This window comes from Candidatus Poriferisodalis sp., from assembly GCF_965208895.1.
Lineage (GTDB): Bacteria > Actinomycetota > Acidimicrobiia > Acidimicrobiales > Poriferisodalaceae > Poriferisodalis.
The window spans coordinates 1,508,667-1,524,065 of sequence record NZ_OZ242363.1; the positions used below are offsets into that span (position 1 = coordinate 1,508,667).

Sequence of the window (15,399 nt, forward strand, 5' to 3'; positions counted from 1 at the left end):
AGCAGCGGCACTTGCTCGGTGCTGATCGCCGTGTCGCTGGTGTCGATGCGCTCAGCACCGCTCGCTGTGCTGTAGTCATCGCGCTGCTCGGCACTGCCCGCCGCGCTGCTCATGTTGCGGCCCCGTGGCCCAGGTACGCCTCGATGACGTGGGGGTCCACCGACACATCGGCGTAGTCGCCCTCGGCGATCTTGACGCCATGGTCCAGCACCACGACCCGGTCCGAGACCTCGCGCACCACCTCCATGTCGTGCTCGATGACCACGATGGCAAATCCCCACTCGTCGCGCAGCCGCCCGATCAGGCCGGTCAGCTCAGCCGACTCGGTGGGGTTCATGCCCGCGACCGGCTCGTCCAGCAGGATCAGCTTGGGCTGTGTGGCCATAGCCCGGGCGATCTCCAGCCGGCGGCGATTCGCGTAAGACAGGGTGAACGCGGGCTGGTCGAAACGGTAGCCGGTGAGCCGGTGGCCGAAGAACGACAGCACTTCTTTGCCTCGCTCGGTGATCTCGGCCTCTTCGTCGCGGAACGCCTTGGTGCACAGCAGCGCCCCGAACACACTCTGGCGGGTCCGGCAGTGCTGGGAGACCATGACGTTCTCAAGCACAGTCATGTTGGCGAACAGGCGGACGTTCTGGAAGGTGCGCGCGATGCCGCGGGAGGTGACCCGATTGGGGTCGAGACCGATCAGCGATTCGCCCTCGAACACGATGTCGCCCGCCGAGGCCGACACGGTGGCCGTGACGGCGTTGAACAGCGTGGTCTTGCCGGCGCCGTTCGGCCCGATCACCGAGACGATCTCGCCGGGGTACACGGCCAGGTCCAAGCCGTCGAGCGCATGCAACCCTCCGAATTCCACGCTGAGGCCGACGGTCTCAAGAAGCGGAGACTGGCGTGAGGCTGCTGTCTGCGCTTCAGAAGCGCCATCCGCGGTGACAGCGCTCATGCCGGCTCACCTCCAGCCTGGTCCGCACCGGGGCCACTGTGGCCGTCGGCGCGTGCGGCGGCGCCGCTGGTGGCGTGTGACCCGTTGTGGTGCCCGGCACCGTCATCGCCGGACGCATCATCGGCTGCCTGGCCTCGCAGCCAGGCGTCTTGGGCCATCTCCTCCTGATGCAGCTCGCGGGTGCGGCGCACGCTCGGGATGAGCCCTTCGGGTCGGGCCAGCATCATCCACACCAGCAGCGCCCCGTAGATCAGCAGCTTGAACTCGGAGAACTCTGCCAGCAGGCCGGGCTGTTTGGGCCCTCCCAGCACGCCGATCAGCACGGCCGAGCCGGCAATGACGCCGACGATGCTGCCCATCCCGCCGAAGATGACCACCACCAGGATGACAATCGAAACCAGGATCAGGAAGCTGGCGGGGAACACCGAGCCCACCTTCGCCGAGAAGATCGCCCCGCTGAACGAGCCGAGCACCGCCCCCACCACGAACGCCAGCAGCTTGACGTTGACCGTGTTGATGCCCATGGCCTCGGCCACGGTCTCGTCCTCGCGCACCGCCATCCAGGCCCGCCCGATACGCGATCGCTCCAGCCGCCACGAGACATAGATCGCAATCGCGCAGAACGCCAGCACCAGATAGAAGACACTGCGCGGATCGGTGCCCGACACCTCAGCGAGGCCGAAGATCTCCGCACCGGGAATGTTGGTGATGCCCTGCGAGCCGCCGAACCAGCCCGACAGCCAGTCCGACAGGAACAGCAGCCGGATGATCTCGCCGAAGCCGAGCGTGACAATGGCGAGATAGTCGCCGCGCATGCGGATGACCGGCGCGCCGATGAACAGCCCGACCAGCCCGGTCAGGATCACGACGCCGATGAGCGCAACGAACCATGGCAGCTCGGGGTTGATCCGCGGTGAGGCAGCCGCTGTGAGGACTGCAGTGCTGTAGCTGCCGACGGCGAAGAACGCCACGTAACCCAGGTCCAAGATGCCGGCGAGCCCGACCACCACGTTCAGACCCAGCGCCAGCAGCACGAACAGGCCCACGTTGGCCAGCAGCTCGTTGGTGAGCTTGCCCGCGAACATCGGCAGGATCACCAGCACCGCGCCGGTAGCCAGGATCAGCCCGAGATGCGCTCGGGTGCGGGCCGGGCCTTCGAGCGAGTCGATACGGGCCTTTGCCCCCTTGACGCGGCCGCGTCCGACCACGGCGAGCACGGCCGACCCGATCGCCAATGCGATCGCGCCGGTGACGGTCAGCCCGCCGCGAGGGGCGTAGAACCACTCGACCGGCCCCTCGAGGCCCATGCCCTCGGCCAGGTCGGTGGTCAGCGATTCCAAGACGGCAGCGCCGAACAGCGTGAGCACCACCGTCCACATGATCCGCTTGGCGAGGGGTGGTATGACGCGCAGCAGCCCGCCGAAGGCACCGATTGCCGCGCCCACAACGAGCCAGATCAGCACCGCGAACGCCGTGCCGCGGTTGAACGCCAGCAGGTCCGCCAGGATCGGGCTCCAGTTGACCAGCGGCTCGCGCAAGTCGAAGTTGGCGATCAGGATCGCCAGCAGCGACAGACCCCCGCCGACCACCGCGCCGCACGCTGTCCCGCCGACGACCTCGTACGCGCCGGGTCGGTGGAACGGCACACCTTCGCGGCGGACCTGATACCCGACGCGGCTTCCCACAGCGAACGGCAGGACCACAAGCGACAGGTACCCCAAGCTGAGGATGCCCTCAATGATCGCCCGGCCGTCGAGCTTGACGGGCATGTTGGACAGCGCGATGAAGATCTGCCCGAGAGCACCCACCGCGCCCATGCGCGCTATGCGGCGCCAGTCCTGGGCGAACGGCGGGCGCGGCGGCGCATCGTTGCCAGCCAGCACTGGCCCAGGCCCCGTCGCACCGGCTGGCATCGGTTCGGTCAGGCTCATGCCCGGTCCTCCGCAGGCAACCGCTCGCCGAACAGGCCGGCGGGCTTCACCAGCAGCACGATGATGAGCATCGAGAACGCAACCGCGTCGCGCAGCTGCGACACGCCGCTCACGCCCAGCGGCTCCAAGATCAGCAGCGGCCCGACCGACTCGGCCACGCCGATCGACAGCCCTCCCGCCATCGCACCGCCCAGGTGCCCGATGCCGCCCACCACCGCAGCACTGAACGCTTTGATGCCCGGCAGGAATCCCGTCGTGTGGATGACGCTGCGAAACAGGATCCCCCACAGAATCCCAGCCATCCCCGCCATGGCACCGCCCACCGCAAACACCTTCACGATGGTGCGGTTCACGTCGATGCCCATGAGCGCCGCTATCTCGGCATCTTCGGCCACGGCACGCATCGCCTTGCCGGTCTTGGTGCGGTCGACGTAATACCACAGCGCCGCCATCGACAGCGCAGCCACGACCACCACCAGGATCTTCGCCCCCTCAATCTGCAGGAACGTGTGCTTGGCCTTCACCCAGTCCGGCACGTCGGGGTAGGACTTGCTGGCGGGCCCCAGCAGCACCACGGAAGCGTTCTGCAGGAAGAACGACACGCCGATCGAGGTGATCAGCGGGATCAGCCGCGGCGAGCCGCGCAGCGGGCGGTACGCGACCCGCTCCATGATCACCGCCGTCAGCGACGACACGATGATCGACACGACCACGATGAACATCAGCGAGCCGATGAAGTTCGACTCCCACAGCCCGGCGTCGGCCAGTTTGTTCGAGGTGATCATGCCGGTCATGGCGCCAACCATGAACACCTCGCCGTGGGCGAAGTTGATGAACCCCAGCACGCCGTAGACCATCGAGTAGCCCAGCGCGATCAGCCCGTACATCGAGCCCTGGGCGATGCCCGATACGACCAGCCCCCGGAACTGGGCGCCGGTCAGGCCGGTCGCATCGGGATTCGCCCATTGGGCGAACGGATTGTCGGGGTTGATCTCCTGGGCGATGAAGGCCGCAAAGCCGACCGTGAGAACAATCAGCACCGCCGTCCGGATGACCGTGAGGAACCAGTCGACCCGGGTGCGGGGCCGGAACAGCCGAGCGCTCACAGCCTAGAACTTTCCTCCCTTGCTCACGGAGCGAAGGAGAACACCACGTTGTCCATGCTGGCTTCGGCGTTGTCCTCCCCGCCGATGTTCTGCACAACCGTGATCCGAGCCGCACCGCAGTCGCCGAATTCGTCGCAGTTGATCGTGCCGATCAGGCCGCTGTATCCCTCGACGCTGTTGAGGTGGTCGCGGATGCCCTGGCGGTCGACCACGAGCGTGTCACCGTCGAGGAACGAGGCCGCCGCAATCGCGTCCAGCAACAACGTCGTCGCGTCGTAGCCGTGCGCCCAGAACGGCGCTGCCGGAGACTCGCCCCAGCGCTCCTCGTAGACCGCCAAGAAGTCTTGCGCCGTCTTGTCGGTGCTCTGGTTCACGTTCTCACCGAAGCGTGTGTCCGGGCCCGAGAAGTACATGCCGACGGTCTGCGACAGCGCCAGGTAGTTCGTGTTGAGCAGGCCGTCAGCGGCCAGCAGCACCGTGTTCTCCAAGCCTGAGACTCCCGGTGCCTGATCGGCGATGAAGTCGCCGGCCGGCTGGAAGATCGGGAAGAACAGCGCCTCGGGTCCGCCCGCAGCGATTTCGGTCAGCACGGGCACCATGTCGGTGTCTTCCTTGTTGACCGCTGAGAACCCGGTCATGGTGCCGCCCTCGGCCTCGAAGGCGTCGGCAAAGGCTTGCGCGAGTCCCTGCGTGTAGGGGTCGCCGTCATGGATCGCCGCGGCCGTGGTCAGCCCCAGCTCGCCGAAGACGAACTTCGCCATCGCGGCGCCCTGGAACAGGTCGTTGTGAGCGGTGCGGTAGTAGCCGACGTTGTAGTTCTCGCCAGCGGTTCCCGCCAGGTCCGACGTGAGCGCAGGCGACGTGTTGCCCCCTGAGATCAGCACCATGCCGGCGTCGGTGATGAGCGGTGCCGCAGCGACCGCCGCGCCCGAGCATGAGGTACCGATGACACCGAGCACGTCTTCGTCCGAGACGATGATCTGAGCGGCCGCCTGCCCGCCGTCGTTTGAGCACAGGTCATCGAGCCCGGTGCCCAGGTCGACCTCAAATCCGTTGATCGGGCCGTAGTCCTCGATGGCCAACATGACCGCACGTTCGAGCGGCAGGCCGAAGAAGGCGACGTCGCCGGTGATCGCATTGAGCGAGCGGATCTGCACCGCCTCGCCTTCGTCAATCTCGACCACTCCGAGTGCACCTGCCTCAGGTCGGTCGTCACCGCACGCAGCGGCAAACAGCGAGAGCGCGAACAGCGCCACCACAAGCGTCAAGAGCTTTCGTTTCATGCGCAAATCCTCCCCGGTGAGTCAGCTTGTCGACCCTGCGCAATGTGCCAGCGCGTCCGGCACTTGCGGCCGCAGCCGTCGGCTTCGTGCACAAGTGCCAGCATGGTTTGCCAAGCTGAATGCGTCTCGTCCAGACCCTAGATGACGCCAGTCATCGGAAGGCACTCATTGAGCGCATCTGTCGAACGCAGTTGGGGGCTGGGCCGGATCTCGCCTGAGGCGCTGTTCGCCGTCGGCGCGGTGTCGCAGTATCTCGGCGCCGCCACGGCGTTCGAGTTGTTCGACGAGATGGGGCCGGGCACCGTCGCACTGCTGCGGGTCGCAGGCGCCGGTGCCGTGCTCGTCGTGCTGCGGCGCTCGTGGCGGCGACACTGGTCACGCATCGAGCTGGCGTGGACGGCCGCGTTCGGCATCTCGCTGGCCTCGATGAACTTGTTCTTCTACCTCGCCATCGAGCGGGTGCCGCTCGGCAACTCGGTTGCCATCGAGTTCATCGGCCCGATTGCCGTCGCAGCGTTTGGCACCCGCACGTTGAGATCAGGTTGGGCGCTGGCGCTGGCAATTGCCGGAGTCGTGGTGCTGGCCGGTTTCGCGCCTCCCGAGGCACAGCTCGGCGCGCTGTTCTCGCTGATCGCGGGGGCACTGTGGGCGGGCTACATCATCCTGGGGCACCGGGTGGCCCGCTCAGGCATGGCGGTTGACGGGCTAGGCGTCGGCATGCTCATCGGCGCCGTCGTCATCAGCCCGGCCGGTTTCGACGGCCTCGATGCCGCGGTGGGAGCACCGCTGCTGCTGTTGGGCGGCGTCGCAGCGGGCGTGCTGTCGAACGTCATCCCCTACGGCATCGACCAGCTCGTGATGCAGCGTCTCTCACGGGCACGATTCGCGCTGCTGCAAGCGCTGCTGCCCGTGACGGCAACGCTGATCGGGCTGGTGTGGCTTTCCCAGGTTCCGAACGTGCGTGAGGTGACAGGCATCGCGGCGGTGATCGCCGCCATCGTCATCAACCGCGAGTCCGATCCCGCGCCAGGCGACGTCTTTCCCTGAACAGCGCGACCGTCTCAGCGGCTGAGCCGACAGGCGATGCCGTGGCCCGAGCGGCCCGTGAGCGCCGAGTCAATGGAAATCGGGAACAAGAGCGGGAAACGACTGGTGCGACAACGCAAGGGTTCACCTATTGGCGCTGCCTCTTAGAACAGCGGGTTGCGCCAAGTAGACGCCGCCGCCAGCGCTCCTGCGAATGACGCCGATCCGATGAGTGCCAGCAAGCCCCAGACCACCAAGGGCGAGCGGCGCATACGTGCGTCAACAGGCTCGCCCGAGAGCCGCTCGGCGAGCGTGGGCGGGTGCTGCCGCCGGCTCGTATCGCCGATCGCGAAGCCGGCCAGCACGCCAGCCACGAGACCGCCGAGATGCCCGCCGATGGAGATGTTCGGAATGAAGAGCGAGATGAAGACGTTGATGATGATCAGGCTGCCCAGCCCGTCCCGCCACGGGTTGCCGCCACGGAGGTACTCCACGACGAAGGCCGCGCCCATCAGGCCGTACACGGCGCCTGAAGCCCCCACCACTGGCACTTCCGGCTTGTGGAGCAGGGCGCCCGCCGAGCCGCCCAGCAGGGAAACGACATAGGTGCCCACCAGCAGGGCAGGTCCGACTGCAGGCTCCAGCCGACGGCCCAGCAGGTACAGCACCAACATGTTGAACAGCAGGTGTCGCAGATCGGCGTGCAGGACCGTGCCGGTCACGATCCGCCACCAGTCTGTATGCAGGAATGCTCCAGTGATGAGTCGCCGCGTCTCGTAGTACTCAGAAATGAGAGGCCCGTAGGTGGCGTAGTCCTGGAACGGGGAGTCGCGCAGCGACCATCGTGCGAACGGCACGATCCGCGCGAGATTGTGGGTCCCGAAGAAAACTGCCACCGAGACGGCGGCGAGCGCAATGGTTGCTGCCGGCTGCCCGCCGCGTCGAACACCAAGCCCGCGCACGGCCCTGAACCCTACGAGTTGCGCCGGCGCACACCGGCACGGCCTTCGGCTCTCGCGCACGCGAACGCGGCACCGTGCATGCTCGGCAGGCCCACGCTCCTCCCACGTCGGGGGCAGCGGGTCTACGCAGACAGCAGTAGCGTTCGGACTCCCCGAGCGCGCAGGCATGTGCTGCCGACAGCGCCTTCCTGCTCGTCAGCGCGATTCAACCGATTGCTGAGAGAGACGAGTGAGATGTCGAATCTGGCGGATCTCATGGCGCAGTTGCAGAGCGCCGGAACAGCGCAGAATCGCAAGGTGTACGCCCGCCACGGTGCCGCCGAGCCGATGTTCGGCGTGAGTTACAAGGACCTCGGCCGCATTGCCAAGCCATTGAAGACCGATCACTCGCTGGCAGGCGACCTGTGGGACTCCGGCAATCACGATGCCCGTGTGCTGGCGCTGCGCATCGCCGATGCTGCTGCGATGACGAAGACGCGGGCACGACGCTGGCTGCGCGATGTCCACAACTACATCTTGGCCGAGGCGCTCGGCGGGCTGCTCGCACAATCGCCGCACGCCCGGGAGCTCAGCGACGAATGGCGAGACTCGCCCCGTGAGTGGCCTGCCTCGGTGGGCTGGTTCATCGTGACTTGCACCGCAGAGCAGACCGATGTGTGGTCGACCGGCGAGCTGCGAGGACTCCTCACCCAGATCGAATCGGAGATCGATGAACGGCCGAACCGGGTGCGTCACGAGATGAACGGCGTGCTCATCGCGATCGCGCTGCGAGACGACAACTTGCGACGTTCGGTGCTCGAAGTGGACAGCCGCATCGGCCCCATTGAGGTGGACCACGGCGAGACGGGCTGCAAGACACCCGCCATCGCGCCCTACGTCGATCGCACGCTGGCGCATCGGCGCAAGATGGCGCAGCGGCGGGCCCAAAAGGCTGCGGCCAAGGCAGCTGCGAGAGCCAGCGCCTAGCTGCCGTCGCAGCCGCCAGGCTCGTCAAGCAGTCGACGGGCGACGACCCGGGCCTCGTCCAGGTCGGCCACAAAGTGCTCTACGGGAACCGAACGCAGGACGTTCAGCTCCCTGATGCTCGCCGCCTGCGACGCCTCGATGCCCATCACGATGCAGTTCGCGCCCCCCTCGACGGCGACGTCGACCAGATGACCCACCATGTAGGCGGCGCTGTCGTCCATGTAGCGCGTGTCGGTGAAATCGAAGATCACCACCTCATGTTCGGCCACATCGGTGGTAATCGACTTGAGCAGCTTGATGGAGGACGCGGCGGTATAGGTGCCGCGCAGTGACAGCAGCCCGGTGCGCGCAGCGAACGGATCGGGACCGTCGAGGTCATAGCTGGGCAGGCCGCCGCCGGCAACATCGCCGTCGCTCTCGTCAGGAGCGTTCAGGAACGTCATGTCCAGCAATGGGGTCGAGACCACCGTGTCGAGCTCGAATCGCTCGAATTGCCGGGCAGCGGTCATCGCCGCTGCGATGAGGCCTGCGCCGACCGCCACGACGAGGTCCGCCACCATCGACAGGCCCAGCGTCAACACCATCACGCCGTACTGATCGAGCTGAACCCGGCGCACCCGAGTCAAGTACTGCCAGTCGATGATGTCGAAGCCGATCTTGATGAGGATGCCGGCGAGCACCGCGTGCGGGATCAGTTCCGCGTAGCTGCCGAGGCCGAGCACCAGCGCGAGCAGCACCAGCGCGCACAGCACGCCTGAGACCCGTGACCGTCCGCCGGCCTTCACGTTGGCGACCGTGGCTGAGGTGGCGCCCGCACCGGGCACAGCACCGAAGAAGGCGGCGGCGATGTTGGCGAACCCGACCCCGATCAGCTCACGATTCGGCTGATGCTGGTCTCTCGTCATCGAATCGGCGACCATGGCCGTCAACAGACTGTTGATCGAGCCGAGCAGCGCCAGCGTCACAGCGGGCGCCAAGGCACCTGCGAGGTCTCCCCAGCCGAACTCGGGCATCGCGAACTCAGGCAGCCCGGAAGGAACGTGGCCGATGACATCCACGTCGTCGAACCACAGAACGCTGGCCAGCGTGCCGATGAGCAATGCCGCGACTGACGGGGGAAGCATCCGGCGCAGTCGCCGGGGCCAGAACATGCACACGACGATGGTCAGCACGCCGAGCACCAAGGCTCCGGTCTCGACGCTTGCGATGGCGTCGGGAAGCGAGCGAATGGAGGCCGACACTCCGCCGAGCGCCACGTCGCTGCCCAGGAAGGGCACCAACTGTACGACCACGATGATGACGCCGACGGCCGAGGTGAAGCCTGACACCACCGGGTAGGGCGTGTAGGCCACGTAGCTGCCGAGCCGCAGCGCTCCGAGCAGAATCTGGATGATTCCGGCAAAGGCGACGATCGCGAGCGCCTTTGCCGGGTCCTCGCCGGCGTAGTCGATGACCACGACAGACATCGCCACCGACAGCGGTGCAGTCGGTCCCGAGATCTGCGTTCTGGAGCCGCCCGAGATCGATGCCAGCAGCCCGACGGCGATGGCGCCGTACAGGCCGGCAATCGCGCCGAGGCCCGAGGCCACGCCGAACGCCAGCGACAGCGGCAGCATGACCACCGCCGCGGTGAGACCGCCGAACACATCGCCGCGTAACTGTTCTGCGTTGTAACTCAGCTTTGGCGCCTTCAGCTTCGACATGTCACCGCCGAGTCACGTCGGTCGTCCGACTACTGCCCGAGGAAGGTGTCCAACGCCGCGAGCACGAGAGCCTTGTCTGGATCCACGAAGATGTACGTGGCACCCGCGCTGTAGATCGAGTCGCCGACGCGTGCGAGGACGCCGTAGCGGTTGACGGGAAGCCCCTGGAGCGTTGCCTCCCAGTCGGTGCCGAAGGACTCGTCACCGAGTTCAGGGTCCTCGCCGTAGGTGAAGGCACCCACCGCGCCGCTCGACGGCTCGGGGAACGCACCGCACGCGACGATCTCCTCGCGATAGTCGTTGAATGCCTCCGACGCCACGTCGGGCGACTCGAATCGGGCGACGGAGACATCGAGGAACGGCCCCGTCAGCGGATCGACCGCCCACGTCGACTCGGAATACGCCACCGGCACGATCCCGTCGTAGGCCGGGGTGCCGGGGCAGGTCTCGGCTCGCACAGCGTTCGTTTCCGACCGGAGCGTGTCGAATCCCTCGGGCGTCTGGCCTTCCAGCAGGGTGCCCTCGACGGCGGGGGGGAGCGCGTTCGCCGCCGGTGCAGCCTCGGTGGTGAGAGGCGGCGCCTCGGTCGTCGGGGGCGGCGTCTCAGTCGTGGTGGGCGGCGGGGCCGCCGTGGTGGGGGGCGGGGCCGCCGTGGTGGGGGGCGGCGGCGCTTCCGTGGTGGCAACCGTGGTCGCCGCGGTGGTGGTCGCCGCAGCCGCCTCGGTGGTGGGAGGCGGATCGTCGTCAGAGCCGCCGCATGCGGCAGCAACCAGGGCAAGCATCGCGAACAAAGCAGGGATGCGTCGCATACGGGCAGACTATGGCCTGCAGCGAAGCGAAAAGAGATGCACAGTGAAATTCGGAATGACACTGGCCAATACGGGCCCCAACATCGAGGGCGAATCGGCGATTGCGTATGCGCAAGCGGCAGAGGCAGCCGGCTTCGAGTCGCTGTGGACGGTCGAACACGTCGTCGTGCCCGAGGGCTACCAGACGCCGTACCCGTACTCCGAAGACGGCAAGATGCCCGGCAAGCGGGACGACATCGACATTCCGGACCCCTTGATGTGGATGGCTTTCGTCGCCTCGGTCACCTCAGAGATCAAGCTGGGAACCGGGATTCTCATCGTGCCGCAGCGCAACTTCGCCGTCACCGCAAAGGCCGTGGCGACGCTTGATCGGCTCTCGGGCGGCCGGGTGCTGCTCGGCATCGGCGCAGGGTGGATGAAGGAGGAGTTCGACGCGCTCGGCGTGCCATTCGAAGACCGGGGCTACATCACCGACGAGCATCTCGGCGCGTACCGCGCGCTCTGGCAACAAGACGTCTGCTCGTTCGAGGGCGAGCACGTCTCGTTCGACCGCGTGTATTGCCGGCCCCAACCGCGAGGGAACATCCCGATCATTGTCGGCGGCGACAGCAAGCGCGCTGCGCGGCGGGCGGGCGAGTTCGGCGACGGGTTCTTCCCGGTGTCGGGTGACCTCGACGAGATGGCGATGCTCTTCGACCACGCGAAGCGCTGCGCACAGACGGCCGGGCGAGACCCCGACGGGCTCGACTTCACGACAATCGGGGCGGCTACTCCCGAGTGGGTCGAGAAGTACGCAGCAATCGGCGTGACCCGGCTCATCACCAATCCGATGTCGCGGTCCAAGTTCGACGACTTCAGCCGGGACATCATCACCGCGTACGCCGACGCTTGAACCTGCAAGCGAGGCTCAACCCGTGCTTGACGCTCACTCTGCGCTCGAGGCACTGTTCGACTACATCGAGGCGTCACCGTCGCCGTTCCACGCAGCTGCAGCGGCCGTGGAGCGGCTGAGGACTGCTGGCTTCGCCGAAGCCGGGCGCAGCGACAACTGGAGCGAATTCGACTTCACAGCTGGATTGGCAGTTCGGGACGGCGGCACGGTGGTCGCCGTACGTGCCAGCCCGGACATCAATCCGCAGGAGCTGCGCTTCACCGTGATCGGCGCGCACACCGACAGCCCCAACTTGCGCATTCGCCCGCTGCCCGACGCAGGCACGCTCGGCTACCACCAGCTCGGCGTGGAGGTCTACGGCGGTGCGCTGCTGAATTCGTGGCTGGATCGCGACCTGGGCCTGTCGGGCCGAGTCGTCGTACGCGACGCGATGTCGGGTGGCACGGCAACGGTGCTGTGGCGCTGCGACCGGGCGCTGCTGCGCGTGCCGCAGCTCGCGATCCATCTCGACCGAGACGTGAACGACGGTCTGAAGCTGGATCGCCAGCAGCACATGACACCGGTGTGGGGCCTCGGCGCGCCGAGCGCGGATGGGTTCCGCGAGTTCTTGGCCGCCGATCTCGACGTCGAGCCCGACGCAGTGCTGGCGTGGGATGTCATGGCGCACGATCTCACCCCGCCAGCCCGGCTAGGCCGACACGGCGAGATGTACGCAGCCGCTCGCATCGACAACCTGGCTTCGTGCCATGCAGCTATCGAGGCGTTGGCCGGGCTCGAGGCCGTGCCGGCGAACACGGCAGCGGTCGTCGTGCTGTTCGACCACGAGGAGATCGGCAGCGACTCTGCTACCGGCGCCGGCAGCCCGATCTTGGCCGATGCGCTGGAGCGCATCGCTCACAGCCTCGGCGGCGACCGCGAGCAGTACCTGCGAGCCGTGGCTCGCTCGCTGTGCGTGTCGGCCGACGGGGCCCACGCCGTGCATCCGAACTATCCCGAGCGCCTCGAGCCCGGTCACCTGCCGGTGCTGAACGGCGGCCCGGTCGTCAAGACGAACGCGAACGTGCGCTACGCCACCGATGCACGCACTCACGCCCGCTTCGCGGCGGCATGCGATGCGGCCGGGGTGCCACACCAGGTGTATTCGCACCGCGGCAACCTGCCGTGCGGCTCGACCATCGGGCCGATAACGGCCTCCCGGCTGGGCATGAGCGTGGTCGATGTGGGCTCGCCGCAGCTGTCGATGCACTCCGCCCGCGAACTCGGCGGCGCAGACGACCCCGCAATGCTGACCGCAGCGCTCGGCGCCTTCCTCGCCAACGGCTGAAGCCGGCCCAGCGATGAGACCCCGGCTTCGCCCCCGGCAAGGGGCAAGTGTTGACACCTCACGATGCCGAACGCCTTGCGCCCGGCTCTGGTTCGCTGCGCTCACGGGCCGCTGCGGCCCCGGCTTCGCCTCAGCCGTGGTGCAGGTGGTCGTCGAGGTGTGAGCAGTCGTTGAAGCGGCGCAGCACCCAGTCGCCGTCGCAGCGAACGACCTGGGTGATCGAGCAGTTGTCGGCGCCGCCGAATGAGAATGGCGTCGACCCCGTGATGTGCGCGAGAACGGCCCCGATCACCCCACCGTGGACGCAGGCGGCCACGAGCTGATCGGGGTGCGTGTCGGCGATGCGCCCGAGCGCGCCCATGCACCGTGCGATGAGCTGCTCGTTCGACTCAGCCCCGGGAATGACGTCCCATCTTCGTTCGGTGTGCAGCCGCTCGTACAGCGGATGGTTCTCGGCCGCGAACTGGCGGATCTTCCCGCCGTCCCACTCCCCCAGGGCCACCTCACGCAGGTCGGGCTCGACGACGGGGGTCATGCCCAATCGCTCAGCCAGCGGCGCAAAGGTCTGCTGGGTGCGCTGCAGCGATGACACGTAGAGCGCGTCGATTGGCTCGGTAGCCAAGCGGCGGGCCATCATCGCAGCCTGGGTGTGCCCCGCCGGGGCCAGCGCGGGATCGCCTTGGTCGCCAAGCATCGGGAAGGACTCGCCGGGAATGAACGCCTGCGACGCACCGTGGCGTACCAGCAGCACTTCGGTGGCGCCGGGCGGCCGGATCCACCGCTGCTGCTCGAACTGTCGCACCTCGGCGTCGGAGGCCACGAGGTCGTCGTCGTATACCTCGCCGGAGGGTGCTAGGCCGTCTTCGGATTGGGTCACGGCGGCACGCTAGTTGCCTGCTGAATGGTTCGAGGCTGACCGCCATCACGAGTCTCGGATTAGTGGCTCTGTTCAGACGACAGCGCTACATCGGCACTCTTTGCAGGCTTCCAAGGCCGTCTCGGCAGGTACGTGCGCCAGTTTGTGTGTTTGTGCGCCACTTTGTGCGTTTGTGCGCTGATTTGCGCTACAGTTCGCTCGTGGCAGATCTTCTCGGAAGCAGTCCCGTGTCTCCGCCGAATCTCTTCACGCCGGATTTCGGGAAACAGCCGCACTCCTATGTCGGACGTGACGACCTGCTCAGCTCGCTCAAAGCCGGACTCGGCGCGGGCCCGCGAGACAATCGCTTCACATCCTTGCTTCTCGGACCGCGCGGATCGGGCAAGACCGTAGCGCTGAACCTCATCGAGGACATCGCATATGAGGCCGGCTGGATCGTGCTCCCCCTCGATGCGAGCACCGCCGGCATTCACGACAGGCTTGACGAGTTCATCTCGTGGGCGCGCGAGCGCCACGGCTCGCTGCCCGGGTCTGAGACCTCCGCAACAGTGCGATCCTCGATTGGAGTGCGCCTGTGGGCAGTGGAGTGGCAGCGAGAAGTGGCGAAGGTCGTCCAGCCGAAGTGGAGCCTGCGGCGGCAGCTGACCACACTCGCGGAACACGCAGCAGCGCGCGGGTCAGCGGTGCTGCTCACCCTCGACGAAATGCACAGCGGAATCCGGGAAGAACTGCGGCGGCTGTCAGCCGACATGCAGCACATGACCAAGCGCGAAGAGCTTCCCTTGGCATTCGTCGGTGCAGGACTGTCCGAGATGAAACACACGCTGCTGGAGGACAAGAAGATGACCTTCTTCCAGCGGTGCACACGCTTCGACATGCCGCCGCTCAGCCCGGCTGATGCCATGCGCTGTCTGTCGAAGACTGTCCGCGACGCCGGCGGCGCCTTTGAGGGCGATGCGCTGGCCATCCTCGCGGAGGCTTCGGGGACGCTGCCCTACCGGATGCAGCTCGCCGGCTACCACGGATGGCTGATCGCCGACGCTCCGTTCTCGCCGATCGATGAACAAGCTGCCACGATGGCCGCTCGTGAGACCGGTCGAGTGGTGCATGAACGCATCGCGACGCCCACCTGGCACAGCCTCAGCGCGACAGAGCAGGCTGTCTTGCAGGCCGTCGCGGAACTGGGCGGCGTCGCAGCGCCGGAGCAGGTTGCGGCTCGAGTAGGTGAGACACCTTCGGTGCTGGCCAAGGCGGAACGGCACCTCGTCGACATTGGGTGTGCAACCGTACAGCCCGACGGATCCATCGAAATCGCGGGCCTGATGTCAGCAGGGAACGTCAACCAGCTCGTGTCGCGCGAAGCCCGCTTCCTGGCGTGCCGTGCCGAACACGACAACTCCGAGCCGCCGGTTCGGAGTTCTCGTCGTCCGAAGTGCAATGCACCGATGCCTCGTGCGCAGGCGCGATGCATCCTGACCGCAGGCCACAAAGGTCGGCACCGCTCACGCTGACGAATTCGGACGACTGCTTCCATTCTGCGCCGTGCGAGCGACATCTGCGCAGCAATGCGGCAA

General features: G+C 66.9%; 13 protein-coding genes. 5 read left to right on the forward strand and 8 right to left on the reverse strand.

The genetic code is table 11. From position 1 onward, the window contains the following. Nucleotides 1-109: 109 nt before the first annotated feature. The 4 genes from ACOGJB_RS06795 to ACOGJB_RS06810 are packed head-to-tail and all read right to left on the reverse strand — an operon-like array spanning nt 110 to nt 5,266. Nucleotides 110-946 carry an ABC transporter ATP-binding protein gene (locus ACOGJB_RS06795; protein ID WP_419840055.1) on the reverse strand — a complete coding sequence of 279 codons (837 nt, stop codon included), beginning with the start codon at nt 944-946 and terminating at the stop codon, nt 110-112. Beyond that, nucleotides 943-2,877, reverse strand: coding sequence for a branched-chain amino acid ABC transporter permease (locus ACOGJB_RS06800; RefSeq protein ID WP_419840056.1), 1,935 nt, complete (start codon nt 2,875-2,877; stop codon nt 943-945). Before ACOGJB_RS06800 ends, ACOGJB_RS06795 begins: the two co-directional genes overlap by 4 nt. Continuing rightward, nucleotides 2,874-3,983 (reverse strand): branched-chain amino acid ABC transporter permease, encoded by a 1,110-nt coding sequence (locus ACOGJB_RS06805; RefSeq protein ID WP_419840057.1) that lies wholly within the window; start codon nt 3,981-3,983, stop codon nt 2,874-2,876. Before ACOGJB_RS06805 ends, ACOGJB_RS06800 begins: the two co-directional genes overlap by 4 nt. A 23-nt stretch (nt 3,984-4,006) precedes the next feature. Continuing rightward, nucleotides 4,007-5,266: a branched-chain amino acid ABC transporter substrate-binding protein gene (locus ACOGJB_RS06810; RefSeq protein ID WP_419840058.1), complete on the reverse strand. Its 1,260-nt coding sequence runs from the start codon at nt 5,264-5,266 to the stop codon at nt 4,007-4,009. A gap of 168 nt (nt 5,267-5,434) precedes the next feature. On the opposite strand from ACOGJB_RS06810, the gene ACOGJB_RS06815 reads away from it, so the two are divergent. Next, a complete protein-coding gene (locus tag ACOGJB_RS06815) occupies nt 5,435-6,313 on the forward strand; it encodes an EamA family transporter (RefSeq protein ID WP_419840059.1) in 879 nt (292 codons plus the stop codon). A gap of 143 nt (nt 6,314-6,456) precedes the next feature. Here the strand turns inward: ACOGJB_RS06815 and ACOGJB_RS06820 are convergent, their stop codons facing one another. Continuing rightward, a complete protein-coding gene (locus ACOGJB_RS06820; RefSeq protein ID WP_419840060.1) occupies nt 6,457-7,254 on the reverse strand; it encodes a rhomboid family intramembrane serine protease in 798 nt (265 codons plus the stop codon). Nucleotides 7,255-7,488: 234 nt separating this feature from the next. Between ACOGJB_RS06820 and ACOGJB_RS06825 the strand changes: the two genes are divergently transcribed. Continuing rightward, a complete protein-coding gene (locus ACOGJB_RS06825; protein WP_419840061.1) occupies nt 7,489-8,220 on the forward strand; it encodes a DNA alkylation repair protein in 732 nt (243 codons plus the stop codon). Here ACOGJB_RS06825 and ACOGJB_RS06830 read toward each other — a convergent pair. Next, a complete protein-coding gene (locus ACOGJB_RS06830; RefSeq protein WP_419840062.1) occupies nt 8,217-9,923 on the reverse strand; it encodes a SulP family inorganic anion transporter in 1,707 nt (568 codons plus the stop codon). The genes ACOGJB_RS06825 and ACOGJB_RS06830 overlap by 4 nt on opposite strands. Before the next feature lie 29 nt (nt 9,924-9,952). Then, entirely contained in the window at nt 9,953-10,732 is a 780-nt protein-coding gene (locus ACOGJB_RS06835; protein ID WP_419840063.1) for a hypothetical protein, read from the reverse strand. Between the two features lie 43 nt (nt 10,733-10,775). Here ACOGJB_RS06835 and ACOGJB_RS06840 point away from each other — a divergent pair, with 43 nt between their 5' ends. Together ACOGJB_RS06840 and ACOGJB_RS06845 are read left to right on the forward strand one after the other, a co-directional pair. Continuing rightward, nucleotides 10,776-11,624, forward strand: a complete 849-nt coding sequence (locus tag ACOGJB_RS06840) for an LLM class F420-dependent oxidoreductase (protein WP_419840064.1) — start codon at nt 10,776-10,778, stop codon at nt 11,622-11,624. Between the two features lie 22 nt (nt 11,625-11,646). Further along, nucleotides 11,647-12,948, forward strand: a complete 1,302-nt coding sequence (locus tag ACOGJB_RS06845) for a M18 family aminopeptidase (RefSeq protein ID WP_419840065.1) — start codon at nt 11,647-11,649, stop codon at nt 12,946-12,948. A gap of 130 nt (nt 12,949-13,078) precedes the next feature. Here the strand turns inward: ACOGJB_RS06845 and ACOGJB_RS06850 are convergent, their stop codons facing one another. Next, entirely contained in the window at nt 13,079-13,825 is a 747-nt protein-coding gene (locus tag ACOGJB_RS06850; protein WP_419840066.1) for a histidine phosphatase family protein, read from the reverse strand. Nucleotides 13,826-14,025: 200 nt separating this feature from the next. Here ACOGJB_RS06850 and ACOGJB_RS06855 point away from each other — a divergent pair, with 200 nt between their 5' ends. After that, nucleotides 14,026-15,336, forward strand: a complete 1,311-nt coding sequence (locus ACOGJB_RS06855) for a hypothetical protein (protein WP_419840067.1) — start codon at nt 14,026-14,028, stop codon at nt 15,334-15,336. Nucleotides 15,337-15,399 lie beyond the last annotated feature (63 nt).

What these genes read in the sequence shown, in the direction of transcription:
- ACOGJB_RS06795 (WP_419840055.1), bottom strand. Translation starts at nt 946, where the DNA reads ATGAGCGCTGTCACCGCGGATGGCGCTTCTGAAGCGCAGACAGCAGCC.
- ACOGJB_RS06800 (WP_419840056.1), bottom strand. Translation starts at nt 2,877, where the DNA reads ATGAGCCTGACCGAACCGATGCCAGCCGGTGCGACGGGGCCTGGGCCA.
- ACOGJB_RS06810 (WP_419840058.1), bottom strand. Translation starts at nt 5,266, where the DNA reads ATGAAACGAAAGCTCTTGACGCTTGTGGTGGCGCTGTTCGCGCTCTCG.
- ACOGJB_RS06825 (WP_419840061.1), top strand. Translation starts at nt 7,489, where the DNA reads ATGTCGAATCTGGCGGATCTCATGGCGCAGTTGCAGAGCGCCGGAACA.
- ACOGJB_RS06830 (WP_419840062.1), bottom strand. Translation starts at nt 9,923, where the DNA reads ATGTCGAAGCTGAAGGCGCCAAAGCTGAGTTACAACGCAGAACAGTTA.
- ACOGJB_RS06835 (WP_419840063.1), bottom strand. Translation starts at nt 10,732, where the DNA reads ATGCGACGCATCCCTGCTTTGTTCGCGATGCTTGCCCTGGTTGCTGCC.